Source organism: Corynebacterium bovis DSM 20582 = CIP 54.80 (assembly GCF_030408615.1).
GTDB classification, from domain to species: domain Bacteria; phylum Actinomycetota; class Actinomycetes; order Mycobacteriales; family Mycobacteriaceae; genus Corynebacterium; species Corynebacterium bovis.
The window spans coordinates 251,051-273,997 of record NZ_CP047187.1; the positions used below are offsets into that span (position 1 = coordinate 251,051).

Annotated in this window: 22 protein-coding genes; 15 read left to right on the forward strand and 7 right to left on the reverse strand. The window is 74.8% G+C overall.

The genetic code is table 11. The features are described from left to right. Positions 1-14: 14 nt before the first annotated feature. A complete protein-coding gene (locus CBOVI_RS00825; protein ID WP_010266966.1) occupies positions 15-758 on the reverse strand; it encodes a glutamine amidotransferase-related protein in 744 nt (247 codons plus the stop codon). 297 nt (positions 759-1,055) lie between these two features. On the opposite strand from CBOVI_RS00825, the gene CBOVI_RS00830 reads away from it, so the two are divergent. Continuing rightward, a complete protein-coding gene (locus tag CBOVI_RS00830; RefSeq protein WP_029157911.1) occupies positions 1,056-1,574 on the forward strand; it encodes a flavodoxin family protein in 519 nt (172 codons plus the stop codon). 39 nt (positions 1,575-1,613) lie between these two features. Here CBOVI_RS00830 and CBOVI_RS00835 read toward each other — a convergent pair whose 3' ends face one another. Next, on the reverse strand, positions 1,614-2,756 hold the full coding sequence (locus tag CBOVI_RS00835; protein WP_198485105.1) for a DUF418 domain-containing protein: 1,143 nt from the start codon (positions 2,754-2,756) through the stop codon (positions 1,614-1,616). A gap of 186 nt (positions 2,757-2,942) precedes the next feature. Then, entirely contained in the window at positions 2,943-3,263 is a 321-nt protein-coding gene (locus tag CBOVI_RS00840; protein ID WP_010270802.1) for a hypothetical protein, read from the reverse strand. A 288-nt stretch (positions 3,264-3,551) separates the two neighbouring features. Between CBOVI_RS00840 and CBOVI_RS00845 the strand changes: the two genes are divergently transcribed. Beyond that, positions 3,552-4,565: an NAD(P)H-dependent flavin oxidoreductase gene (locus CBOVI_RS00845; RefSeq protein ID WP_010270806.1), complete on the forward strand. Its 1,014-nt coding sequence runs from the start codon at positions 3,552-3,554 to the stop codon at positions 4,563-4,565. A 96-nt stretch (positions 4,566-4,661) separates the two neighbouring features. Here CBOVI_RS00845 and CBOVI_RS00850 read toward each other — a convergent pair whose 3' ends face one another. Both CBOVI_RS00850 and CBOVI_RS00855 read right to left on the reverse strand, forming a co-directional pair. Further along, positions 4,662-5,471, reverse strand: a complete 810-nt coding sequence (locus CBOVI_RS00850; protein WP_010270810.1) for a response regulator — start codon at positions 5,469-5,471, stop codon at positions 4,662-4,664. A 151-nt stretch (positions 5,472-5,622) separates the two neighbouring features. Next, on the reverse strand, positions 5,623-7,161 hold the full coding sequence (locus CBOVI_RS00855) for an ATP-binding protein (protein WP_125206677.1): 1,539 nt from the start codon (positions 7,159-7,161) through the stop codon (positions 5,623-5,625). A 173-nt stretch (positions 7,162-7,334) separates the two neighbouring features. Here CBOVI_RS00855 and CBOVI_RS00860 point away from each other — a divergent pair, with 173 nt between their 5' ends. From CBOVI_RS00860 to CBOVI_RS00870, 3 genes are all read left to right on the forward strand, one after another. Next, positions 7,335-8,201, forward strand: a complete 867-nt coding sequence (locus CBOVI_RS00860) for a hypothetical protein (RefSeq protein WP_183273692.1) — start codon at positions 7,335-7,337, stop codon at positions 8,199-8,201. A gap of 112 nt (positions 8,202-8,313) precedes the next feature. Then, a complete protein-coding gene (locus CBOVI_RS00865) occupies positions 8,314-9,009 on the forward strand; it encodes a PspC domain-containing protein (protein ID WP_010273597.1) in 696 nt (231 codons plus the stop codon). 63 nt (positions 9,010-9,072) lie between these two features. Further along, positions 9,073-9,378: a GlsB/YeaQ/YmgE family stress response membrane protein gene (locus CBOVI_RS00870; RefSeq protein WP_050798278.1), complete on the forward strand. Its 306-nt coding sequence runs from the start codon at positions 9,073-9,075 to the stop codon at positions 9,376-9,378. 177 nt (positions 9,379-9,555) lie between these two features. Here the strand turns inward: CBOVI_RS00870 and CBOVI_RS00875 are convergent, their stop codons facing one another. After that, positions 9,556-12,483 (reverse strand): ATP-dependent RNA helicase, encoded by a 2,928-nt coding sequence (locus tag CBOVI_RS00875; RefSeq protein WP_183273693.1) that lies wholly within the window; start codon positions 12,481-12,483, stop codon positions 9,556-9,558. 288 nt (positions 12,484-12,771) lie between these two features. On the opposite strand from CBOVI_RS00875, the gene CBOVI_RS00880 reads away from it, so the two are divergent. From CBOVI_RS00880 to CBOVI_RS00910, 7 genes are all read left to right on the forward strand, one after another. Continuing rightward, complete coding sequence (locus tag CBOVI_RS00880; RefSeq protein ID WP_010273025.1) at positions 12,772-13,077, forward strand: urease subunit gamma; 306 nt, start codon at positions 12,772-12,774, stop codon at positions 13,075-13,077. A 7-nt stretch (positions 13,078-13,084) separates the two neighbouring features. Then, positions 13,085-14,182, forward strand: coding sequence for a hypothetical protein (locus CBOVI_RS00885; RefSeq protein WP_010273023.1), 1,098 nt, complete (start codon positions 13,085-13,087; stop codon positions 14,180-14,182). A 1-nt stretch (position 14,183) separates the two neighbouring features. Further along, complete coding sequence (locus tag CBOVI_RS10845; protein WP_010273021.1) at positions 14,184-14,729, forward strand: urease subunit beta; 546 nt, start codon at positions 14,184-14,186, stop codon at positions 14,727-14,729. Then, on the forward strand, positions 14,716-16,428 hold the full coding sequence (gene ureC / locus CBOVI_RS00895; RefSeq protein WP_029158033.1) for an urease subunit alpha: 1,713 nt from the start codon (positions 14,716-14,718) through the stop codon (positions 16,426-16,428). The genes CBOVI_RS10845 and ureC overlap by 14 nt, the downstream gene beginning before the upstream one ends. 90 nt (positions 16,429-16,518) lie before the next feature. Beyond that, the gene (locus CBOVI_RS00900) at positions 16,519-17,316 is read left to right on the forward strand and encodes an urease accessory protein UreF (RefSeq protein WP_010273013.1); all 798 of its coding nucleotides are present in this window, start codon (positions 16,519-16,521) and stop codon (positions 17,314-17,316) included. Between the two features lie 82 nt (positions 17,317-17,398). Then, the gene (gene ureG, locus CBOVI_RS00905) at positions 17,399-18,097 is read left to right on the forward strand and encodes an urease accessory protein UreG (RefSeq protein ID WP_050798271.1); all 699 of its coding nucleotides are present in this window, start codon (positions 17,399-17,401) and stop codon (positions 18,095-18,097) included. Next, complete coding sequence (locus CBOVI_RS00910; RefSeq protein ID WP_010273009.1) at positions 18,094-19,122, forward strand: urease accessory protein UreD; 1,029 nt, start codon at positions 18,094-18,096, stop codon at positions 19,120-19,122. Before ureG ends, CBOVI_RS00910 begins: the two co-directional genes overlap by 4 nt. A gap of 122 nt (positions 19,123-19,244) precedes the next feature. On the opposite strand, the gene CBOVI_RS00915 is transcribed toward CBOVI_RS00910, so the two are convergent. Continuing rightward, complete coding sequence (locus CBOVI_RS00915; RefSeq protein WP_043362970.1) at positions 19,245-19,562, reverse strand: ArsR/SmtB family transcription factor; 318 nt, start codon at positions 19,560-19,562, stop codon at positions 19,245-19,247. Positions 19,563-19,714: 152 nt separating this feature from the next. Between CBOVI_RS00915 and CBOVI_RS00920 the strand changes: the two genes are divergently transcribed. The 3 genes from CBOVI_RS00920 (at position 19,715) to CBOVI_RS00930 (ending at position 22,892) form a co-directional block, all read left to right on the forward strand. Then, positions 19,715-20,836, forward strand: a complete 1,122-nt coding sequence (locus CBOVI_RS00920) for a FecCD family ABC transporter permease (RefSeq protein WP_010273006.1) — start codon at positions 19,715-19,717, stop codon at positions 20,834-20,836. Positions 20,837-20,979: 143 nt separating this feature from the next. Next, positions 20,980-22,107 (forward strand): ABC transporter substrate-binding protein, encoded by a 1,128-nt coding sequence (locus tag CBOVI_RS00925; protein WP_010273004.1) that lies wholly within the window; start codon positions 20,980-20,982, stop codon positions 22,105-22,107. Further along, positions 22,104-22,892 (forward strand): ABC transporter ATP-binding protein, encoded by a 789-nt coding sequence (locus CBOVI_RS00930; protein ID WP_010273001.1) that lies wholly within the window; start codon positions 22,104-22,106, stop codon positions 22,890-22,892. The genes CBOVI_RS00925 and CBOVI_RS00930 overlap by 4 nt, the downstream gene beginning before the upstream one ends. Positions 22,893-22,947 lie beyond the last annotated feature (55 nt).

Sequence of the window (22,947 nt, forward strand, 5' to 3'; positions counted from 1 at the left end):
CGACCCCCGCGCGCTCAGTGCCGCGCGACCTGCAGGGCCCGCAGCCAGGCGAAGACCATCCGCTCGCTGGCGTCGATGAGCCCGGGCCCGTGCTCGGCGGAGTCCCGCCGCAGCGCGTCGAGGTCCACCCCCTGCGCGACCAGGTCACTGTGGTGGCCGATGAGCCACCTCTCCACGCGCCGCCAGTCGAACTCCGGGTGGAACTGCACGCCGAGGCCCGCGGGGGTGGCGAACGCCTGGACGCGGCACCGGTCGTCGTACGCGAGGACCGTGGCACCCTCGGCCGGAAGTTCGATGTCGTCGCCGTGCCAGTGCAGGACCGGCCGGTCCTCCAGCTCGGCGACGGCGTGCCCCCGCCCGGCCTCGGTGAGCGTCACCGACCCCCACCCGATCTGCATGGGCCGGTCGGGGGTGCTCACGGTGCCGCCGAGTGCGCGGGCCATGAGCTGCGCCCCGAGGCACACGCCGAGCACCGGCCGGCGGGCGGCGAGGCGTCGGCGGATGAGTTCGACCTCGCTGTCGAGGTACGGGTAGCTGCCGGTGTCGTCGAGGCCGAGGGGCGCCCCGAGGACGACGACGAGATCCGCCTCCATGAGCTCCGTGAGGTCGTCCGCGGACGCGGTGGCGTCGTCGAGCCGGAAGACGTCGGACCCGACGTCCCGGTACTCGGTGCGGAAACCCGCCCGCTCGGCCACCGCTCCCCACGTCCCCAGATCCTCGAACGCCACGTGGCGGAGCACGATCAGTGAACTGTCCATGGGGCAGACAGTACAACTCCCCGTCGGGGCTGCGGTTGCGTGCATCGGTCGGCGGCGCGGCGGGCCCGGCGCGCGGCGTCGTGCACCCCGGACCGCGCGCCGTCGCGCACCCCGTCCGGCCCCGCCACGAGCCCCGCCACGTGCGCCGTCGTGCACCCCGTCCGCGCGGCGTCGTGCGTACGGTGGGACCGGGAGGGCCCGGCCCCGGCGACCACCGCACCGGACCCGGCCCGGGACGCGGGACCCCCGCGGGACACCCGGGACAGACACGACCGGCAGGACAGGAAGGGACCCCCGATGGCGTACATTCTCGTCGTCCACCACAGCCCGAGCGACCGGCTCCGCATGATCGCGGACACCGTTCTCGACGCCGCCCGCGAGGCGTGCGCGGAGGTCACCTCCGCCCTCGCGGAGACCGGGGGTCAGGGTGGTGACGGGCGTCTGGAGGTCCGTGAACGCCGTGCCCTGGAGCCGGACGCGGAGGAGCTCCTCGGGGCGGCGGGGGTGATCCTCGGCACCTCCGCGAACTTCGGCTACATCTCCGGCGCCCTCAAGCACTACTTCGACAGCACCTTCGCCGCGGCGGGCCCCGACGGGGAGGGCGCGTCCCGCACGAAGGACCTGCCGTTCAGCTACTGGATCCGGGGCGGCTACGACACCACGGGCGCGGAGAAGGCCATGGAGGCCATCACCACCGGCTTCGGCTGGGGTCTCGCCGCCGACCCGGTCGTGTTCACCGGCGACCCGGAGCCGCGGCTGGACTCCCTGCGTGACATGGCGCAGAACACCGTCGGGGCGGTCGCCGCGCGGCTGTGACCGGGCCCGACCGGCCCTGACCGGCGCCGCCCGGCGGCGTCACCGCCGGATCGGCAGCATCGTGCGGTAGGTGACGCACCGCCACGCCCACTCCAGCGGACCCTGCCGGAAGTGGCGCAGCCACACCACGGTCAGCCCGTACTGGACGAGCAGGATCACCACGGCCATGACCACGGCCAGCGGGTACCCGGCGTCGCCGCGCCACGGGACGCCGCCGAGCCCCTCGGCGGTGACCGCGGCGGCGAGGACCAGCAGCGTCGCCCCGACGTAGTTGCTCAGGGCCGTCCGACCGAACGGCTCCCACAGCCGCCGGACCACGCCGCCGACGCGGCTGCGGAGCAGCAGCAGGACCGTCGTGGCGTACAGGACCATCGTCGCGAGGCCGAACGCCGGGGAGAACCACGGCAGCGCCCGGACGTGCGGCGTGCCGGTCCACGTCACCGCCCCGGCGACGGCCACGGCCGCCGTCACCGCCGCCACGACCGCGAGCCCGTGGCGGGTGCCCCGCGACGGTCCGGTCACGGCCGCGAGGACCCGCGGGTGCGCCAGCGCGACGCCGAGGACGAGCAGCGCGGGCACGAGCAGCACCCCGCCGCCCTGGTGCACGGCGACGAGCGTGGCCACGACGCCCAGCACCGCGTGGACCGGGGTCCGCACGGTCCGCGGCACCCAGGTCAGGGGCAGCAGGACGACGAGCCCGACGAGCGCGTACGGCAGCAGTGCCTCCCCGGGCTGGAGCTGCTGGTGCACCACGCCCAGCACGAGGAGCATGAGCAGGCGGCGCAGCATGACGACCCGGGGGCGGGCGTCGCGGGTCTCCAGCCGGTGCCACAGCAGCCCGAAGCTGATGCCGAACAGCAGGCTGAACAGGGGGAAGAAGCGTTCCTGCACGGTGATGTCGAGGACCGTGCGGATCCACGCCGTGCCGGGGGTCTGTTCGAGCCACAGCAGCGGCGGGATGTTCACGACGAGGATGCCGCAGAGCGCGAAGCCGCGCAGGACGTCGAGCGCGACGATGCGCGCCGCGGGCGCCGCGGGCGCCGGGGTGGTCCCGGTCGGGGCCGGGGTGGCCGGGGCGGTGCCGGTCGCGGCCGGCGCGGTCGCTGAGGCCGCTGCGCCGGCGGCCGGGGCGGTGTCCGCCGGGGTCGGGTCGGTCGGGGAGGGTCGGGAGGAGGGAGGCACGTCGGGCCCTTCACGTCGGGGTCACGGGTCGGGTGACGACGCTACGGTGCGCGCTCCGCGGAATCGTCGGGCCGGAGGATGAGACGCGCGACGGCCCGCCCCTCATCCCGGGGGATGAGGGGCGGGCCGTGGGGCCGGGGGGAGGGGAACGTCGTCCCCCCACCGGATGACGCGGAGGTGCGGGACCTACTTCGCGTCCGACAGGGCGTACGCGGCCCCGGCGGCGACGGCGGTGACGGCGAGGACCGACGGCCACGCGCCGATCTTCTTCGCGAGCGGGTGCGACAGGCCGAACGCCCCGACGTACGTGGCGGTGAGACCGGCGGTGAGCGCGGCCCCGCCCTTGGCCTGCCACGTGCGCCCGGCGTAGAGACCGGCGGCGGCGAGGAGGACCCCGCCGAGCGGGCGGATGCCCGTCTCCTTGGCCGAGACCCACCCGCCGATCAGGCCGATCGTGACGAGCTGTGCGGTGTTGACGTCCTTGGCTTTCCTGAGCTTCATCTCCATACCGGCCAACGATACGCGCCGGGGCGTGCCGTCCGGCCGGAACGGGTGAACGCGGATGGGGGTCCGGGAGGGGGGCGTCGCCCGGCCGGAACGGGCAGGCGGGACGGGCGGTGCACCCGAACCGCCGCCACCCCGGGTCCCCCCACACCCGGGGAGGTGGCAGCGTCGTCGCGGCCCGGGGCGCGGTGAGCACGTAGACTGTGCGCTGGATCTGACGCCGACCCGGCCGGACACGGTCGGGCGCGGACACCACAGCAAGGCCAGCACGACGCTCGGAAGGGATGTCCCGTGGAACCGTCTGAGACCACCACCTCCACCTGGCCGGACGGGGACCATGCCCCGGAGACCCGGCTCACCACCCGCCTGACCCGCCTCTGGGGTATCGACGTGCCTGTCATCGGCGCCCCCATGGCCGGCCGCGCGGGCGGCGACCTCGCCGCCGCCGTCACCGCCGCCGGGGGCCTCGGCATGATCGGTGTCGGCGCGTCGACCGGCCCGGACTGGATCGCGGAGAACGCCGCGACCGCCGCCGCGGCCGGCCCGTTCGGCATCGGGCTCATGGTGTGGAACCTCGCGGACCACCCGGAGCAGTGGCGGGCGACCCTCGACGCCCGCCCGACCGTCGTGAGCCTCGCCTTCGGCGACCCCGCGCCGTACGTCGAGGAGGCGCACGAGCACGGGGTGAGCGTCGTCGCCCCGGTCAACGACCGGACGCAGCTGCTCCAGGCCCTCGCGGCGGGTGTCGACGTCGTGTGCGTCCAGGGCACGGACGCCGGCGGGCACACGGGCCGCCTCGGGACGATGCCGTGGATGCAGCAGGTGCTGACGTACCTCGCGGTCACCGCGCCGGGCGTGCCCGTCGCCGTCGCCGGGGGCGTGGCCTCGGGGCGGGGGCTCGCGGCGGTGCTCGCCGCCGGTGCGGACGCCGCGTGGGTCGGCACGTCCTTCCTCGCGTCCCCGGAGGCGCTCGGTGACGAGGCGCTGCGGGCCGCCGCGGAGAAGGCCGACGGCACGCAGACGGTGCTCACCGACGTGTACGACCGGGCTGAGGGCCTGGCCTGGGACACGGAGACCTGGCCGACGCGCACCGTCGTCACCGACTTCGTCTCCCGCTACACCGGCGACCCGACGGTCACCGACGACGAACTCGCCGCCGCGCTCGCCCCGGGAGGGGAGTACGACGACACGCTCAAGCTGCACGCCGGGCAGGGCATCGGCCTCGTGAAGTCGAGGGAACCGGCGGGGGACATCGTCCGGCGCTTCGGGGAGGAGGCGGCGGCGCTGCTGCGGCGCACGTTCTGACCTCGGGGGGGACGGGCGCCCGCGCGGGGGCGTGGCCCGGGCCCGCGCCGGGCGTGACGGTCGTGGACGCCCGCGCCGGGTCAACCGGGGTTGTCGTCAGCCGAGGTTGTTGTCGACGACCCAGCGCGACAGCGTGTGGCGGTTCGACTGCTGCGTCTTGCGCAGGATGTTCGACACGTGCGTCTCGACCGTCTTCACGGAGATGAACAGCTTCTCCGCCATCTCCCGGTACGTGTACCCGCGCGCGAGGAGGCGGAGCACCTCCTTCTCGCGGGGGGTGAGGACGGAGAGCATGGACTGGTCGGCGTCGTCGCCGAGCGGGGTCACGGCGTCGTCCCCCTGACCGGGACCGACCTGACCGGGACCGGCCTGACCGGGGCCCTGACCGGGACCGGGACCCTGACCCGGGCCCTGCGTGCCGGGCCGGCCGTCGGCCGCGTCGCCGGAGGTGAACGCGTCGAGGACGTAGCCGGCGAGCCGCGGGGAGAACACCGCGTCGCCGGAGTGGACGCGGATGATGCTGTCGACGAGCGCGTCGCCCTCGATGGACTTCGTGACGTACCCGCGCGCCCCGGCCCGGATGAGGGCGATGACGTCCTCCGCCGCGTCGGACACGCTGAGGCCGAGGAACCGCGGCGGCTCCTGGCCGCGCGCCCGGGCGGCGTCGAGACACCGCAGGAGGACGGCCCCGCCGCCGCCGTCGGGCATGTGGACGTCGAGGAGGACGACGTCGGGCCGGGTGGCGGTGACGCCCGCGACGGCGTCCGCGACCGTGCCGGCGTCGCCGACGACGGTCGTGCCCGCGCGGTCGTCGAGCTCCGAGCGGACCCCGGTGCGGAACATCGCGTGGTCGTCGACGATGAACACCGTCACGGGCCGGGGCGTGGCGGGGGTGGTGTCGGTCATGCTCGTCTCCGTCCACGGTCGTCGGGGGTCGGTGGGTGGGGGTCGGTGGGTGTGGTGTGCCGGCGCCGGGTGCGCGGGTCGCGGGGCGCCGGGTGCGCGGGTCGCGGTGTACGGCGTCAGGGGTCGCGGGCGGGCCGGCCCGGCGGCGGCCTCACGACGGCATGTGCAGCGAGACCTCGGTGCCCCGCGGCCCGGAGTCGATCCCGACGTCCCCGCCGGCACGGACCATCCTGTCACGGATCGAGTGCCGGACACCGTGCCGGTCCGGGGGCACATCCGCCTCGGAGAACCCGGGCCCGCGGTCGCGCACAAACACGTCCACGCCGGACGGCGTGACCTCCGCGAAGACGTGCACCTCCGCGCACCCCGAGTGCGTCGCCGCGTTGAGCGCGGCCTCCCGGGCGGCGAGGACGAGGGCGTGGAGGGGGCCGTCGAGCCCCCTGTCCGTGCCCACCGTGACCGGGCGGATCGTGACGTCGGTGAGGTCCTCGACCTCCCCGCACACGGTGTGCAGGGCCCCGAACAGGGTTCCCGACGCGACGTCCCCGGTGGTCGCGGCCCCGGGGACGGGTGCGGTCGCGGGGGAGCCGGCCGCCGGGTCGCGGTGGGTGCCGGGGGCGGGGCCGTAGGCGGGACCGGGGCCGGACCCGGGGGTGTGGAAGAGCCACCGGCGGAGTTCGCGCTCCTGGGCCCGGGCCATGCGGGAGATGAACGGGTCCGTCGACCGGCGCTGGATGAGCGTGAGGGTCTGCAGGACCGAGTCGTGGATCCCCGCGGCGATGCGCGCCCGCTCCGCCTCCGCGGCGCGCGCCCGGTCCGCGGCGGCGGCGACGGTCCACAGACGCAGCCACAGGGGGATGAGCGCGACGACGAGTCCCACGACCATCGTCACCGTCGCGAGGACCGTCGGGACGACGAGCCCGCCGGTCGGGGCGCCGGCCGTGCGGGCGGCACTGTCCGCGCCGGTGATCGCGACGAACGCGGCCGCGGCGACGAGCAGCAGGATGCCCCCGGCGAACCCCGCCCACTGCGGCGCGCCGGGGGTGACCCCCGCCCGGCCGGTCGCACGGTCGGCCGCCGGGTGCCCGGGCCGGTCGCCCGCACGGTCCTCCGCCCGGTCGCCCGGGGTGCCCGGGCCCGCGGTGCGCCACACGAGCATCGCGCCGACGGCGATGAGGACGACGGTGACGGTCGTCGTCACCCGGGGCGTCGACCCGGCGACGAGGAGGACGAGGGCGACGACGGCGAGGACGCGGTCGAGGGTCCGCGCCGGGCGGGTCACCGCCGCCGGGGGTGCGGAGTGCGCCCGGGGCACGCCGGGCAGGGCCTCCGGGGCGGTGTCGACGCGACGCGTGAGCGTCCACACGCCGAGGTAGAGCAGGCCGCTCACCCCGCCGAGCGCCATGAGCAGCGTGAACGCCACGCGCACGGCCGTGAGCCGGACGCCGAGGTGCACGGCGAGGCCCGTGCACACCCCCGCGACGACCCGGCCCTCGCGCAGCCGGACGAGGCGCGGCGTGGGCGGCGGGGCGGTCGGCGGGGCGGACGGGGCGGCGAGGGGGAGCGTGCCGTCGGGACCCGTGTGCGTGGTGTGCGTGGTGTGCGCGGCGGCGGACGTCGGGGTGCCGGCGCCGGCGGTGTGCGGCGCGGCGTGCGGGTCGGGGGCCTCGGGCGGTGGCTGGGCGGACATGCCTCCAGCGTTCCAGAGCCGGGGCCCGGGGACATCAGGGACATCCCCGAGACGGTGCTGCACGTATGATGCACAGGGTAACGATGTCCGACACCGTGCCCCGCGACGGCGGAGGCGGCGGTGGGCGGTCCCCGCGGACCGCGCTGACCAGCCAGGAGAGTATCCACGTGACTGTGTTCCGTACCGCACCCGGCGGCCGTGCCGACGGCCGCGCCACACCCGCCACCCGGCCCGTCGCCCCGGCGGCCGCGTCCGGCCCCTCCCGCCGGCTGCGCGGCGGGGCCCTCGCCGCGGTCGCGGCGGTGTCCCTCACGCTCGCGGCCTGCGGGGGCGACGACTCCTCCGGGGACGCGCAGACCTCCGCCGCGGGCAGCGCGGCCGCCGCGGCGTCGGACGGGGCCGCGACCCCGGCGGCGACCCGCACCGAGGATCCGGCGGTCGCCGGGCTCGCGCTCGAGGCCGCGGACGCCCCGGACGGCTACTCCTTCCTCGGCGACCCGCTCGCCGCGCTGGGTGACCAGGCGGGACAGGCGACGCCCCTCGCCGAGGAGATGATGAAGCAGCTCGACGTCTCGCCGCCGCAGTGCGCGGACCTCATCACCCGGGGGCTCAACGCGATCACCCAGACGGGCAGCATGAGCAAGGTGTCCACCCGGGTCTACGTCCAGAACCCCGAGGCCCCGGCCGACGGCCAGCTGACGGTCTCCGTCGAACCCCTCACCAGCGGCGCACCCACCCCGCAGGAGGTGCGCGACGCCTGCCCGACGGTCTCCGCGAAGGGCAAGCTCAGCGAGGTCGACTACATCCTCGACGCGAAGGTCGACTGGGGGACGACGGACATCGAGGGGGCCACCGACGTCGTGACGAACCACATCGTCGGGGAGTTCAGCCTCGCCGACCAGAAGGTGCCGTACACGCAGGACGTCGTCACCGGGGTCGTGGGGGACAAGCGGTTCAGCGTCATCGGCGTGGGGGCGGACGTCGCGGCGGTCCAGGACCTCGCCCGCAAGCAGGCCGCGAAGATGGTCGCCGCCCGCTGACCCGGGGCGGGGCGTCGGGGCGGTGCGTCAGGGTACGGCGTCGGGGTGCGGCGGCCGGGAATCAGGGTCCGTCCCTGATGTGGCCGCCGCCGGGCGACGCGACAATGGGGCCATGAACACTCAGCCGCAGCACCCCGACGCCGGTGACCCCCGAGCCCTCACCACCGCGACCTGGACCACCGGCCCCGGCGACGGGCAGCATGCCGGTCAGCACGCCGGCCCGAACCCGGGGGGCTGGACCACCGGCCCCGGCCCGCACCCCGGCCCGACCTCCGACATCACGGCGACGCTCCGGGCGATGTGGGCCACCCGCCCGTCCCGGGTGCCGCGCAGCCGGTTCTCCCGGTCGTGGCTGGCCGGCGTGTGCGAGGGCATCGCCCTGCGCTACCAGATCTCGTTGGCGCTGGTCCGCCTCCTGTTCGTCGTCGGGACGCTTCTCAGCGGCGCGGGGGTCCTCGTGTACCTCCTCGCGGTGCTCGTCCTCCCGTGCCGGCCCCGGGCCCTGTCCCCGGTGGAGGCCCTCGTGAACGGGCGCGGGGACCCGGCGTACTCCCGGGACCGGTCGATGGTCGTGTTCCTCGGCTTCGCGGCGCTGGTCTACGTCGCCGTGGCCGGGGTCCAGGTGCTGTGGTCGGGGCTGTGGGCGCTGCCGGACCTCGCCGTCGCGGCCGTCGTCACCGGCGGGCTGTGGTGGATCCTCCACGCGGGGTGCCCGGTTCCGCCGGCGGGGACGTCCGTCGACCGCGGGGGCGCGGCGGCCGCGGAGGGGTCGGCGTCGACCCCCGAGGGGACCACGCACCGAATGTGAGATTGACACATAAGGCGGAAAATTAATCGACACTGAAACGAAATGAGGCGTAGAGTGAACCGCATGGATTCTCTCATTCTTGCTTCACCGTTCAGTTTCTCGAGTGTCGGCTGGATCGCCTGGATCATTCTCGGCGGTCTCGCCGGCTGGATCGGCTCCAAGATCATGGGCACCGACGCCCAGATGGGCCTGTTCGCCAACATCATCGTCGGTATCATCGGTGGTGCCCTCGGTGGCATCATCCTCAGCATCCTCCCGTTCTTCCACCCGGACGACTACGGCTGGATCTGGACCTTCATCACGGCCCTCATCGGTTCGTGTGTCCTGCTCTGGATCGTCAAGGCGGTCACCGGAGCCGGAAAGAAGTAATTCGTCCCGATCCGTTCTGTGGAGTGATGAACAGAGAGCTGCCACGGTAGTTCTCACGTGACAGTCCCCCCGCGCCCCGACCGTTCCGACGGTCCGGGGCGCGACGTCTGTCCGGGGCCGGTGCGGGGCCGGGCGTGCGGGGCCCGCCGGTGGGGGACCGGGCACCGGCCGCGGAGGTCAGGCCGTCCCGGCCGCGGGGTCCTCCGGCCACGGGTGCTTCGGGTACCGGCCCCGCATCTCCCGGCGCACCTCCCGGTACGGCCCGGCCCAGAACGACGCGAGGTCGTCGGTCACCGCCAACGGCCGCTGCGCGGGGGACAGCAGGTGGAACTGGATCCGCCGGCCGGCGATGACGGGGGACCGGTCGAGCCCGAAACAGTCCTGCAACCGGGTCGCGACGACCGGCGGCCCGTCGTCCCCGACCTCCGGGTACGTCACCCGGGCCCGTCGACCCCCGGGGAGCTCCACCGACTCCGGGGCGACGTCGTCGATCCGCCGGTCCCACGGCAGCAGCGCGCGCAGGACCGTGAACATGTCCGGCCGGCGCCCGGCGGTGAGGTCGTCGAGGGCGGAGTCCGTCACGCCCGCGGTCACCGGGTCCGGGTCCGGGTGGGTCCCGGTGCCGGTCGGGGTGTCGACGCCGCCCCGGCCGAAGAGCCCCGCGTCCGTGACGTCGGGGAACCCGGGTTCCCCCGCCCGGTGGAGGAACTGGATCCTCCGGCGCAGCGCCGCCGCCCGGTCCGACCACGGCAGGATCACCGCGCCGTGGTCCCGGAAGGCCTCCCGCACCGCCTCCCGGGCCTGCGCCCGGGTCGGGGCGACGGGCGTGGACGTCAGCTCCACCGCGCCGAGCCGGCGGACGCGCCGGGCGTGGAGCCGGAAGGACGTCGCGGCCCCGCGGGCGTCCGCCCCCGTCCCGGCGGGCGGGGCGTAGACGGTCACGGTCTCCTCGACGAGCCGGTGCCCCGCCGCGGCGAGCGCGAGGTCCCGGGGCACGGCCACGGCGGAGCGCACGACCGCCCCCGTGCCGTCGGCCGTGCGGGCCCGCGCCGCGTCCGCGACGACGATCCACTCCGACCCCGCCAGCGGCGACCCCGCCGGCAGGACGACCGCGGTGCCGGAGACCGTGAGGTAGCGGTCCCCGTCCGGGGCGACGCGCCGGGCGACCGTCTCCGGCAGGCAGCAGGCGGTGACGTAGCCGACCGCGTCCCGGCCGGTGAGGCCCGGGCCGGCGGACGGTGCGGCGTCGGGGCCGGGGGTGCGGTCCGCGGAGCGCCGGGCGGCGGTGGCGGTCCGGGCGTCAGCCTCCGCGGCGACCCGGGCGGCCCCGTCCCCGTCCGCCCGGGCGAGGACGCGGGTGAAGCGGCGCACGGCGGCGTCGTCCCGGCGGACCGCCGCGACGGCGCGGGTGAGGTCGGGTTCGCGGGGGCCGTCGTCGAGAACCGCGAGGACCCGGGCCACCTCCGGGAGGGCGACCCGGTGCAGGGCGACGAGCCCGCCGCGCGCGAGGCGCGGATCGGCCGGCACCCCCGCGAGCACCCGACCCAGCTCCGTGACCTGCCCGAACGGGGTGGCGGCGGTGACGCCGTCGATCGCGCCGAGGGAGACGAGGGTCTCCGTCGCCGCGCGGGCGGCGGCCTCCGGGAACGGGTCCGGCAGCGGCAGGTCGAGGCCGCCCGGGCTGCCCCAGCAGGCGACGTCGAGCAGCGCGCCGGTGAGGTCGCTCGTCCGGACCGCCGGGGGCGGGGTGTCCGGCAGCCGCGACCACTCGTCGGCGGTGACGCAGCGGAGGACCGTGCCCGGGCCCTCGCGGCCGGCGCGGCCCGCGCGCTGCGTCGACGACGCCTTCGACACCGGCTCGGTGACGAGGACGGACATGCCGCGCGTCGTCTCGCGGCGGGCGACGCGGGAGAGGCAGGAGTCGACGACGACGCGCACGCCGGGCACCGTGAGCGAGGACTCCGCGACGTCCGTGGCGACGATGACGCGGCGGGGGGTGGCGGTGGTGGACGCGGTGGCGGCCCCGGTGGCGGGGGAGCCGGTGCCACGGGAACCACCGGGAGCGGCTGCCCCGGCACCGCCGCGGACGACCTCCGCCTGCGCGGCGGCGCTCAACCTCCCGTGGAGTGGCACAGCCGTGACACCCGGCACCCCGGAGAGGCGCTGGGCGAGGGTCTCCGTCGCGCGGATCGTCGGGACGAAGACGAGCACATCGCCGCTGGTCTCCGCGATTGCACGGTGGACGGTCCGGAGGACGTGGTCCTCCACGGACCCGGGCGCGCCGGGCCGGGCCCGACGGTCGCGCGCTGTGACAGAATCCTCCGCCGCGGCGTAGCGGACGGTGAGCGGGTGGATCGGGGAGGGGACCTCGACGCACGGCACCGCCGCGGCGGCGGCCGCGGGTGCGGGGGTGGCGGTGGCGGGAGTGGCTGCGTCCGCGGGTGCGGGGGTGGCCGGGTCCGCGGAGGCGTCCGTCGTCCCCCCTGCGACCCTTCCCCCTGCGGCGGCGGGGGTGAGCAGGGCGGCGAAACGCTCCCCGTCGACCGTCGCGGACATCGCCGCGACCAGCAGGTCGTCGCGGAGTTCCCGCAGCTGGGCGACCATCGCGAAGACCAGGTCGGACTCCAGGTGCCGCTCGTGGATCTCGTCGATGACGACGGCCCCCACCCCCGGCAGGTCCGGGTCGCGCAGGAGCCGCCGCAGGAGCACACCGGGGGTGACCATCTCGATGCGGGTGCGCGGGCCCACGGCGGACTCGCCGCGGACGGTGTACCCGACCTCGTCACCGACGGTCCCGCCGCGCAGGTCCGCCACGCGCGCCGCGGCGGCCCGGGCCGCGACCCTGCGGGGCTGGGTCACGACGACGCGCTGGTCCGGCCCCACGAGATCCGCGATGTACTGCGGCGTGAGGGTGGTCTTGCCCGTCCCGGGCGGCGCGAGGACCACCGCCGCGCCGTGGCTGCGCAACGCCGCGAGGAGCCGGTCGCGGCCGGCGGCGAAGGGGAGGTCGGCGGGGTGGTCCGACGCCCCGTCTGCGGCGGGGTCCCGCCTGGTCGCGGCGGGTGCGCGGGGGTGTCCGCGGCGGTCTGGGCGGTGGTCCGGCATACGGCCGAGTGTAGGCATCCCGGGCGCGCGGTCCGGGAGCGCGGTCCGGGAGCGGACACCGGGCACGCGGTCCGGGCACGCGGACGGGACACGCGCACGACACCCCCCGCCGGCTCCCGTGCCCGACCTGTGTCACGGATGAACAGAACCCTGACGGCTGTTGAACAGCGGCGACGTTCCGCTGACCCGCACAGGCGGTGGCCGCCGGCAGGTGAGTGTCCGGGGGCGGGTCTAAGGTTGTCACCGACCACAACGACTGACTGTCAGACGACCAGCAGGAGGCGATCCGTGAACCTCACCCCGAGGGAGCTGGAGAAGCTCTACATCTTCACCGTGGCGGACGTCGCCCGCCGGCGCCGGGCACGCGGACTCCGGCTCAACCAGCCGGAATCGACCGCGTTGATCAGCGAGGCGGTCCTCGAGGCCGCCCGGGACGGGCGCACCGTCGCCGAGGCGATGGAGATCGGCGCGCAGGTGCTCGGCCCGGACGACGTCATGGACGGCGTCCGCGACATGCTCGACCTCATCCAGGTCGAGGCGACGTTCCCGGACGGCACGAAACTCGTCAGTGTCCACGATCCGATCGGGGAGTAACTCAGGGATGACTCAGATTCACGGAACGCAGCTCGGGTCCGACGACGGCTCCGACGACGGCGCCGGAGGCGCACGCGCCGGCGGGACGGCGACCCGACCCGGCAGCGGCGCCGGACCGTCCGGCGGCGGGGTGTCCCCCGCCCTGACCGTGCTGTACGCCGGGGCTGAGGCACCGGACCCGGAGGAGCTCGCGGCGGCGACCGGCGTGCCGGTCGTCACCTCGGCCCGCCAGCTGTCCGCCGTCGTGTCCCGGCACGCCGCGGCCGTGGCCGACGGTGCGGACCCGCTGGTCACCGTCGTCCCCGCCGGGACCGGCCGGGACCTCACCTCCGTCACGCAGGCGGCGCAGGCGCTCCGCTGGCTCGTGTCCCACGGCCAGCGGGCGTGCCTCGCCGGGTCCCTGGCGAACGCGACGTACACGGTGGCGCGTCTCCGGCACCACCTGCGGCAGCGCCCCGCCGGGACGGATGCGGTCGTGTTCCTCGCGCGCAGCGTCGACCCCTTCGCCGACGCCGAGCTGGTCCGCCGGGTGCGGCTCGCCCGCCAGTACTCCGACGACCTCGAGGTCGAGCTCGCCTTCGAGGGCGACGGCGCCTGGCCGGTGCTGGACGACATCCTCGCGCGGCTGCGGACGCTGGGTGCGACGTCACCCGTCGTCGTCCGCGCCGACCTGGGCCTGACCGGGGAGGGGGAGCCGTTGTTCCGGCCGCGGGCACTGCAGACGGCCGTCGCGACCGTCGCCGCGGAGACCCGGCACCTCGCCGGTCACGGGGACGACGGGATCGACGCGGGTCTCCTCGCCGATCACGACCAGGGGTTCGCGCACTCCCACGGTGACGAGGACGAGGTCGGCGGGCACACGCACCCGCACAGCCACGGCCACAGCCACAGTCACGGGCACGGGCACTCGCACGGGCACAGTCACGGGCACAGTCACGGGCACTCGCACCCGCACGGTCATAGTCACGCGCATCCGCACGACCACGACCACGGCCACGACCACGACCACAGCCACGCGCACGACCACAGCCACAACCACGACCACGACCACAGCCACGACCACGCGCACCCGCACGTGCACGACACGACGACCGGGGAGAACTGACATGAGCGGGTCAACGACGGCGTACGAGATCCAGCCGGGCGTCATCGACATCAACGCGGGGCGTCGCACGATCACGCTGACCGTGGAGAACCGGGGCGACCGCGCGGTGCAGGTCGGCTCGCACTACCACTTCTTCGAGGTCAACGCCGGTCTCACGTTCGACCGCCGGGCCGCGTGGGGGATGCACCTCGCGATCCCGTCCGGCCTCGCCGTGCGGTTCGAGCCGGGTGACGAGAAGGACGTCGAGCTCGTGGAGTTCGGCGGGCGGCGCATCATCCACGGCTTCGCCGGGCTCGTCGAGGGCGCCCTCGACGACCCCGAGGTCCGGGACCGGGCGTTCGCCGCGGTCGACGCCTTCGTCGCGACGGCGAACACCCTGCCGGAGGACGCCGCCACGGCGGACGCCCTCCCGGGGAAGAGCGGGGCCGACCGGGCCGCCGCGTCGGACGCGGCCGGCGCCACGGACACGGCCGCGGCCGGCACCACGGACGGCACGACAGCCACGGACACGACGGACGGAGCGGAGGGCAGCGATGGCAGAGATTGACCGGCAGCGGTACGTGGAGCTCTTCGGTCCGACGACGGGTGACCTCATCCGTCTCGCGGACACGAACCTCCGCGTGCGCATCGAACACGACTACTCGGCGGTCTACCCCGGGGACGAGTCGGTGTACGGCGGCGGGAAGGCCGTCCGTGACGGCATGGCGATGGACCCGGGCGCGGAGAACGAACTGGACACCGTGATCGTCGGCGTCGTCGTCCTCGACGCGAAGGTCGGCGTCGTCAAGGGCGACGTCGGGATCCGCGACGGCCGGATCGTGAAGATCGGCAAGGCCGGCAACCCCAACACCCAGGACGGTGTGGACCCCGACCTCGTCATCGGCCCGGGGACCGAGGTCATCGCAGGTCAGAACCGCATCCTCACCGCCGGTGGCATCGACACGCACATCCACTACATCACCCCGCAGCAGGCGGAGGAGGGGCTGTCCAACGGCATCACCACCTTCTTCGGCGGCGGGACCAGCCCCGCGGAGGGCACCCTCGGCACGACGTGCACCCCCGGCCGGTCCGGCATCGAGTTCATGCTCCGCGCCGCGGAGGGCATGCCCGTGAACACCGGCTTCCTCGGCAAGGGCTCCGCGTCCCTGCACGAGGGGCTGCGCCGGCAGATCCGGGCCGGGGCCGCCGGCCTGAAGATCCACGAGGACTGGGGCGCCACCCCGAAGACGATCCCCGTCGCGATGGACCTGTGCGACGAGTTCGACGTCCAGCTCGCCATCCACACCGACACGCTCAACGAGGGCGGCTTCTTCGAGTCGACCGCGCGGGCGTTCGGCGGCCGGCCGGTGCACACCTTCCACTCCGAGGGCGCCGGCGGCGGTCACGCCCCGGACATCATCCGGGTGGTGGGGATGCCCAACGTCCTGCCGGCGTCGACGAACCCGACGCTGCCCTACACCGTGAACTCCGTCGAGGAGCTCCTCGACATGGTCATGGTGTGCCACCACCTGTCCCACGACATCCCGGAGGACGTCGCCTTCGCGGACTCCCGCGTCCGCGCGGAGACCATCGCCGCGGAGACGGTCCTCCACGACATGGGCCTCATCAGCATCTTCAGTTCGGACTCGCAGGCGATGGGCCGCGTCGGCGAGTCCTGGGCCCGCGCGTTCCAGACCGCCCACCACTGCCGGGAGCAGCTCGGCGAACTCGAGGGCGACTGCGGTGACGACAACAACCGCGTGCTGCGGTACGTCGCGAAGATGACGATCAACCCGGCCATCGCCCAGGGCATCGCCTCCCACGTCGGCAGCATCGAACCGGGCAAGCTCGCGGACCTCGTCCTCTGGCCCACGGCCAGTTTCGCCGCGAAGCCCCGGCTCGTCCTGCGGCAGGGCCGGATCTGCTGGGCGGTCATGGGCGACCCGAACGCGAGCATCTCCACCCCGGAGCCGGTGTTCTTCCGCCACCAGTTCGGCGACTACGGCCTCGCCCTCCCGGCGACGCGCGCGACGTTCATGTCCCGCGTCGCCATCGAGGCCGGGGTGCCGGAACGCCTGGGCCTGACCTCGGCGGTGCTGCCCGTGGAGAACTGCCGGGACATCGGGAAGCGGGACATGGTGCGCAACGACACCCTCGCGGACATCAGCGTCGACCCCGACACCTACGAGGTCCGCGTCAACGGCGAGGTCGCGACCATCGACCCGGCGGACTCCCTGCCCCTCGCCCAGCTGCACTACCTGTTCTGACCCTGTCCGACCGGTCCGGGACCCGGCCGCGTCGCCCGACGGTGGCGCGGCCCGGCCGCCGGCGACCCCGCCCGAGGAGGTGACGCCCACGTGGACGACCATGCACCGTCGTCGTTGTTCCCGCTGCTCCAGGCGGTGATCTACGGCGACTCCGCCTACCCGTCGGGCCGGTACACGCTGTCGCACGGCCTCGAGGGGCTCGTCGGCACCGGGCGGGTGACCGGGGCCGACGGGTCCGGGAAGGTTCTCGACGACCACCTCAGATACACGGCGGGTCCGGGGGACGCGGTCGCCACGGCGTGTGCCGCGCTCCTCGCCACGGCACCGGCGCACCGGGACCGTCCCGTCGACGACAGGATGAAGGAGCTGGTCCGGCTCGATGCGGAGCTCAGTGCAACGAAGATCACCGCGGAACTACGCCGCGCGTCCACCCGCGTGGGCCGTCAGACCCTCATGGTCCACGGCCAGGTGCGGGACCGTTCGGCCGGGGAGTGTCCGGCGCCCCCACGGTCCGTGACGGACCTGCTGGACGTGTTCGCCCGGGCGGCCCGCGAGCGGCGGACCGCGGCCAACCAGGCGGTCGCGATGGGCCTCATCCACTCGGCGAACGGCCTGTCGCCCCTCGAGGGCGTGGCCGTGGAACTGCTCGGCCTCGCGGTCGGGTGGTCGAGTGCGGCGCTGCGCCTCCGCCAGTGCGACCACGTGCGGGCCCAGGCGATGGTCGCCCGGTCCCTGCCCGTCATCTCCGAGGTCGCGGCGGCGAGCGTGCGCGCGGCGGAGGCCGCCCTCGCCGACGGGTCGTTCCGGCTCATCGGGCGGGCCAGCCCGGGGTCGGACCTGGCCAGCGCGGCGCACGAGACCGCCCCGGCGAGGCTGTTCATGAGCTGACCGGGGCGTCGACCCCCTCCGAAACACCCCGAAACCAACCGAAACCCACCGAGAGACACACGGACGAAAGAGAGGCAGCACCATGAGCCCACACACAGTGACCGGCGAAGGATCCCCCCTGCGCATCGGCGTCGGCGGACCCGTCGGGTCCGGCAAGACCGCGCTCATCGAGGCGCTCGTGCCGAAGCTCGTCGAGCGCGGGCGGCACGTCGGCGTCATCACGAACGACATCTACACCCAGGAGGACGCCCAGCACATCCGCCGGCAGCTCGAGGGCGTCATCCCCGGTGACCTCGTCATCGGCGTCGAGACCGGGTCGTGCCCGCACACCGCGGTCCGCGACGACCCGACGATGAACCTCATGACCGCCGCCGACCTCCTCGACGAGCACCCGGAGATCGACACCCTGTTCTTCGAGTCCGGCGGGGACAACCTCACGCTGACGTTCTCCCCGGCGCTCGTCGACGTGTTCGTCTTCGTCCTCGACACCGCCGAGGGGGAGAAGATGCCGCGGAAGCGGGGCCCGGGGATCACGGACTCCGACATCCTCGTCATCAACAAGATCGACATCGCGAAGTACGTGCGCTGCGACCTCGAGCGGATGGTCACGGACGCGGACACCGTCCGCTCCGGCCGGCGGGTCATCCAGACGAACTGCCTCGACGGCGTGGGCGTCGAGGAGCTCCTCGACGCGCTCGAGGAGTACCGCGACACCGGCTCCGGCGAGCCGGGCGCGGAGCAGGCGGGGGCCGGCGCGGCGGGGGCAGAGCCACGTCAGTGAGCCGGCTCGACCCCTCCGCACTCACGCCCCCCGTGCCGCCGGAGCTGGACCGGTTCCTCGCCGCGACGGACCCCCGGCCGGGGGACGCGACGGCACGCCGGTCCGGTGTCCAGGCCGTCGGCAGGCCCGGCAAGGTCGGCGTCATCCACGGTGCACTCGGCGTCGGCGCGTCGGGACACACGGTGCTCCGCGACCGCTTCGTCAAGGCCCCGATGCACCTCACCCGCCCCCTCTACGTCGACCCGACGGACCCGGACCACGCGTGCGTGTACCTGTGCATGACCGGCGGCGGCATCGCCGAGAACGACCGGATCGGGCAGCGCTTCCGCGTCGCGTCCGGGGCGTCGGCGACCGTGACGACGCAGGCGGCGACGAACGTCCACCGGATGAACGCCGGGTTCGGGTCGCAGTGGACCGTCGTCGAGCAGGAGCCGGGGTCGGTCGTGGAGTACCTGCCGTGGCACACGACGTTGTTCGCCGGGTCGCGGCTCGTGCAGTCCACCGACTTCGACGTCGCGCCCGGGGCGACGCTCATGGCGTCCGAGGTGCTGCTCGTCGGCCGGCTCGCGCGCGGCGAGTGCCACGAGTTCGACGCGCTCGCCCTGACGTCCCGGGTGGTGCGCGACGGGCTGCCGCTCATGTCGGACACGGTGTGCGTCGTCGGGCGCGGCAGTGGCACGAGTGAGATGCTGTTCTCCCGGTGGCCGGTGTGGGGCACGCTGCTCATCGTGCCTGCGGAGCCCGACGGCGGGCGCGGCACGGACGCGGTCGTCGCCGCGGTCCGCGACGCCTGCCCGACGACGAGCCTCATCGGGTCGTACCGGGCGGGGCAGCCGGGGGAGGTCGCCGGGCGCCCGGACCGGGAGGTTGTCGTCGGCGTGACGACGATGGTCGCCGACCAGGGCGTCGTCGTGCGCGTCGCGGGGCACTCGCCCGTCGCGGTGCGCGCGACGGTGCAGCGGGCGCACGACGTCGCCCGCCGGATCCTCCTCGGCCGCCCCGCGTTCGACCTGCGCTGCATGTGACGGCCCCGCCGGTGCGGTGCGGTGTGCGCCCGGTGAGGTGCGGTGCGGTGTGGTGAGGCCCGGTGCGGTGGGGGAAGGTGCAGGTCAGGGGAGGGTTCGACGGCCCCCTCCGCCGCCGGCCGTCAGCGCCCGTCGGTCGCGTGGGGCGCCCCGACGTGGTGCAGGAGGTCGTGCACCCGGGGGTCGGTGAGGGCGTACCGCGTCTCACGCCCCTCGCGGGTCGGTTCGATGATCCCGGCGGCGGCCATCGACGTCAGCGCGGCCGAGGCGGTGACCGTGCGGACACCGGTGGCCTCGGCGAGTTCGGTGACGGACCGGCGGCCCGGCCCCTGGTGGTGCATGGTCACGAGGAGGCGCAGGCGCGTCGGGTCGCCGAGGACCTTGAACACCGGGGCCCAGTCGTCGGCGGTCTCCAACACGTGAGGGGGGAGCGGCAACATGAATCCATCGTAACCCGCACCCCCTGTCACACCCGTGCGCCTGACAGTCAAACACCCGTTAGAATGTCGTGGGTACGCCGGGTCGCGGAGTCCGTCGCAGCGGACACCGGGGTGAGGGTTCACACATGGATGATCGCAGTGGAGGGAGGCGCATGGCGTCCGAGGGAGTCGAGGAACCGGGCACCGCGCAGGGCCGCCCCGCCGACACGGACACGCTCGGCCTCCGCGCGGCCCGCCGCCGGACGGTGGCGTGGTGCGTCGGGCTCGCGGCGGCGCTCGTCGTCACCCTCGTCGTCGGCGTCGGGGCCGGGCCGGTCGGCGTCGCCCCCGGGGACTCCGCGTCGATCCTCTGGTCGCACCTCACCGGGCTCGTCACGGGTCGCGACGGGGTGGCCGCCGGGGTGCGGGGGGACACGATCATCTGGACCATCCGTGTGCCGCGGGTGGTCCTCGGCGCGGCCGTCGGGGCGGGGCTCGCCCTCACCGGCGCGGTGATGCAGACGGTCGTGCGCAACATCCTCGCGGACCCGTACATCCTCGGCGTGAACTCCGGGGCGAGTGTCGGCGCCGCCGCCTCGATCGTCCTCGGCATCGGCGCGGGCCTCGGCGACTACGCCCTCCAGGGCAGTGCGTTCGTCGGCGCGTTCCTCGCCTCGGTCCTCGTCTTCACCGTCGCCCGCTCCGCCGGGCGGTTGACGTCGACCCGCCTGCTCATGGCCGGGGTGGCCGTCGGTTACGCCCTGTCGGCGGGCACGAGCTTCCTCATCTTCGCCTCGGACGACGCGGAGAGCGCCCGGTCGGTCATGTTCTGGCTGCTCGGGTCGCTCGCCCTCGCCTCGTGGGGCGGGGTGCTCGCCGTGACCGTCGCGGTCGTCGTGCTCGCCGCGGTCGTCCTCACGGTCCTCGGCCGGAGGCTCGACGCCCTCGCCGTGGGCGACGACACCGCCCTCTCGCTCGGCGTCCACCCCGAGCGGTTCCGCATGGGGCTGCTCGTCGTCGTGTGCCTGCTCGTCGGCGTGGTCGTGGCGATGGCCGGGAGCATCGGCTTCGTCGGGCTCGTCGTCCCGCACCTCGCCCGCCGCGCGGTCGGCGGGGCGCACCGGGCGGTGCTGCCTGTCTCCGCGCTGATGGGGGCGGTGCTGCTGGTGTGGGCGGACATCGCCGCCCGCACGCTGCTGGCCCCGCAGGAGATCCCGATCGGCGTCATCACCGCGATCGTCGGCGCGCCGTTCCTGCTGCTGCTCGTCCGGCGCATGAGGACGGTGGAGGCGTGAGGGCCGCGGAGGGGGCCGTCGGACCCTCACCCCCGACACCACCGACCACCCGGGCCGGCCGCACCTGACACGGCCGGCCACGACCGGGACGCCGGGGGCGCAGCCCCGGTCCCGACAGACACCCCAGACGACCAGGAGGAACAGTGAAGAAGACCATCACCGCCGCGGTGCTCGCAGCCGCGGTGACCGTGCCGCTCGCCGCGTGCTCGACCGACGACGCGACCACCGACGCCCACCAGATCAGCGTGGAGAACTGCGGCGACACCGTCACCTTCGACCACACGCCGCAGCGGGTGACGCTCATGAAGCCCGCGTCCGTGCCGACGCTCCACCGGCTCGGCGTCATGGACACCGTCGTCGCCCGGGCCGGGGTGTACCCGGACGAGTACTTCGACGACGCCACCCGGGCGGAACTCGCGAAGGTCCCGAGCATCACCGACAAGCTCAACCCCAGCGGCCACGTCCAGGTCTCCAAGGAGGAGGTCGTGCAGACCGACCCGGACCTCGTCATCGGCGAGTCGGACACGATCACCCGCCAGGCGCTCGCCGACACGGGCATCCGGCTCGTCGAGGAGCCCGGGTTCTGCGGGGCGATCACCGGCGACGCCCGGTTCGACGACATCTACGACCAGGTCCGCACCTACGGCACGATCTTCGGCAAGTCCGACGAGGCCGACGCCTACGTCTCCGAGCTGCGCAGCCGCGTCGACGACATGCGCGCCCGCGCGACCGAGGCCGGGAAGAAGGCCGAGCAGGCCCTCGGCCACCAGCTCAGCGTCGCCGTGCTCTACCCCTCGGTCGGCGGCGGGACGACGTACGCCTACGGCCGCAGCTCCATGTCCCACCCGCTCGTCGAGGCCGCCGGGCTGAAGAACGTCTTCGGTGACCAGCAGAAGCGCGTCTTCGAGGTCAACACCGAGGAGGTCGTGGACCGCAACCCGGACATCATCATCTCCCTGTACAGCCAGGGCTCGCCCGCCGACGTGGAGAAGGCGATCGCCGACCTGCCCGGCGCCGGGGACATCACGGCCGTGAAGGAGCACCGGATCCTGCCGATGCTCATCAACTTCGCCGAGCCGCCGACGCCGCTCGCCGTCGACGGGCTGGAGAAGGTGACGAAGGAGGTCTCGGACATCACGGCCGCCGCGTCCGCCGGGGGAGCCGCCACCGAGTCGGCGTCCGCCACCGAGTCGGCCAGCGAGTCCGCCACCGCGTCGGCCACTCAGTCCGCCGCCGCGTCCGCCACCGAGTCGGCGGTGCCGGCACGGTGATCGAGGCGCGCGACCTCGTCTTCCGCTACGGGCGGGCGCGGCGACCCGCGTCCGGCCCCGCCCCGCACCCGCAGCTCGACGACGTGAGCCTCCGGGTCACCGACGGCGAGAAGGTCGGGGTCGTCGGCCCGAACGGCAGCGGCAAGACCACGCTGCTCCGGATGCTCTACGGCTCCCTCACCCCGGACCGGGGGCAGGTCCTGCTCGACGGCCGCGACCTCGCCGGTCTCCCGCGGCGCGACATCGCCCGGGAGCTCGCGGTCGTGGTCCAGGAGCGCAGTTCGGACCTGCCGATGACCGTCGCCGACCTCGTCATGCTCGGCCGGTTGCCGTACCAGGGCACCCCCGGGCACACGCGGGCGGACGACGAGGCCGCCGTCACCCGGGCCCTCGCGACGGTCGGGATGGACACCCTCGCGCGCCGGGACTTCGCGGTCCTCTCCGGCGGGGAGCGGCAGCGTGCGCTCATCGCCCGCGCCCTCGCCCAGGGCACGGGGCACATCCTTCTCGACGAACCGACGAACCACCTGGACATCCGCTACCAGCACGACGTCCTGGACATGGTGTCGCGCCTGCCCGCGACGGTCGTGGTGGTCCTCCACGACCTCAACCTCACGGCACGCTACTGCGACCGGGTCGTCGTCATGGACGCGGGCCGGATCATCGCCGACGGCGCCCCGGCCGACGTGCTCGTCCCCGAGGTCATCGCGCCGGTGTACGGCGTGGACGTGCGGCGGGTCGACGTCGACGGGGACGTGAACCTCGTCTTCCGCCCGCGGCGCTGACGCGGCCGCCGGGCGGGTCGGGGGAGGCGGCGCGGTGCGGCGGTCAGACCCCGCC

Coding starts and splice junctions, on each gene's coding strand:
- CBOVI_RS00825 (WP_010266966.1), bottom strand. CDS start 758: ATGGACAGTTCACTGATCGTGCTCCGCCACGTGGCGTTCGAGGATCTG.
- CBOVI_RS00830 (WP_029157911.1), top strand. CDS start 1,056: ATGGCGTACATTCTCGTCGTCCACCACAGCCCGAGCGACCGGCTCCGC.
- CBOVI_RS00840 (WP_010270802.1), bottom strand. CDS start 3,263: ATGGAGATGAAGCTCAGGAAAGCCAAGGACGTCAACACCGCACAGCTC.
- CBOVI_RS00850 (WP_010270810.1), bottom strand. CDS start 5,471: ATGACCGACACCACCCCCGCCACGCCCCGGCCCGTGACGGTGTTCATC.
- CBOVI_RS00855 (WP_125206677.1), bottom strand. CDS start 7,161: ATGTCCGCCCAGCCACCGCCCGAGGCCCCCGACCCGCACGCCGCGCCG.
- CBOVI_RS00865 (WP_010273597.1), top strand. CDS start 8,314: ATGAACACTCAGCCGCAGCACCCCGACGCCGGTGACCCCCGAGCCCTC.
- CBOVI_RS00870 (WP_050798278.1), top strand. CDS start 9,073: ATGGATTCTCTCATTCTTGCTTCACCGTTCAGTTTCTCGAGTGTCGGC.
- CBOVI_RS00875 (WP_183273693.1), bottom strand. CDS start 12,483: ATGCCGGACCACCGCCCAGACCGCCGCGGACACCCCCGCGCACCCGCC.
- CBOVI_RS00885 (WP_010273023.1), top strand. CDS start 13,085: ATGACTCAGATTCACGGAACGCAGCTCGGGTCCGACGACGGCTCCGAC.
- CBOVI_RS10845 (WP_010273021.1), top strand. CDS start 14,184: ATGAGCGGGTCAACGACGGCGTACGAGATCCAGCCGGGCGTCATCGAC.
- ureC (WP_029158033.1), top strand. CDS start 14,716: ATGGCAGAGATTGACCGGCAGCGGTACGTGGAGCTCTTCGGTCCGACG.
- ureG (WP_050798271.1), top strand. CDS start 17,399: ATGAGCCCACACACAGTGACCGGCGAAGGATCCCCCCTGCGCATCGGC.
- CBOVI_RS00915 (WP_043362970.1), bottom strand. CDS start 19,562: ATGTTGCCGCTCCCCCCTCACGTGTTGGAGACCGCCGACGACTGGGCC.
- CBOVI_RS00920 (WP_010273006.1), top strand. CDS start 19,715: ATGGCGTCCGAGGGAGTCGAGGAACCGGGCACCGCGCAGGGCCGCCCC.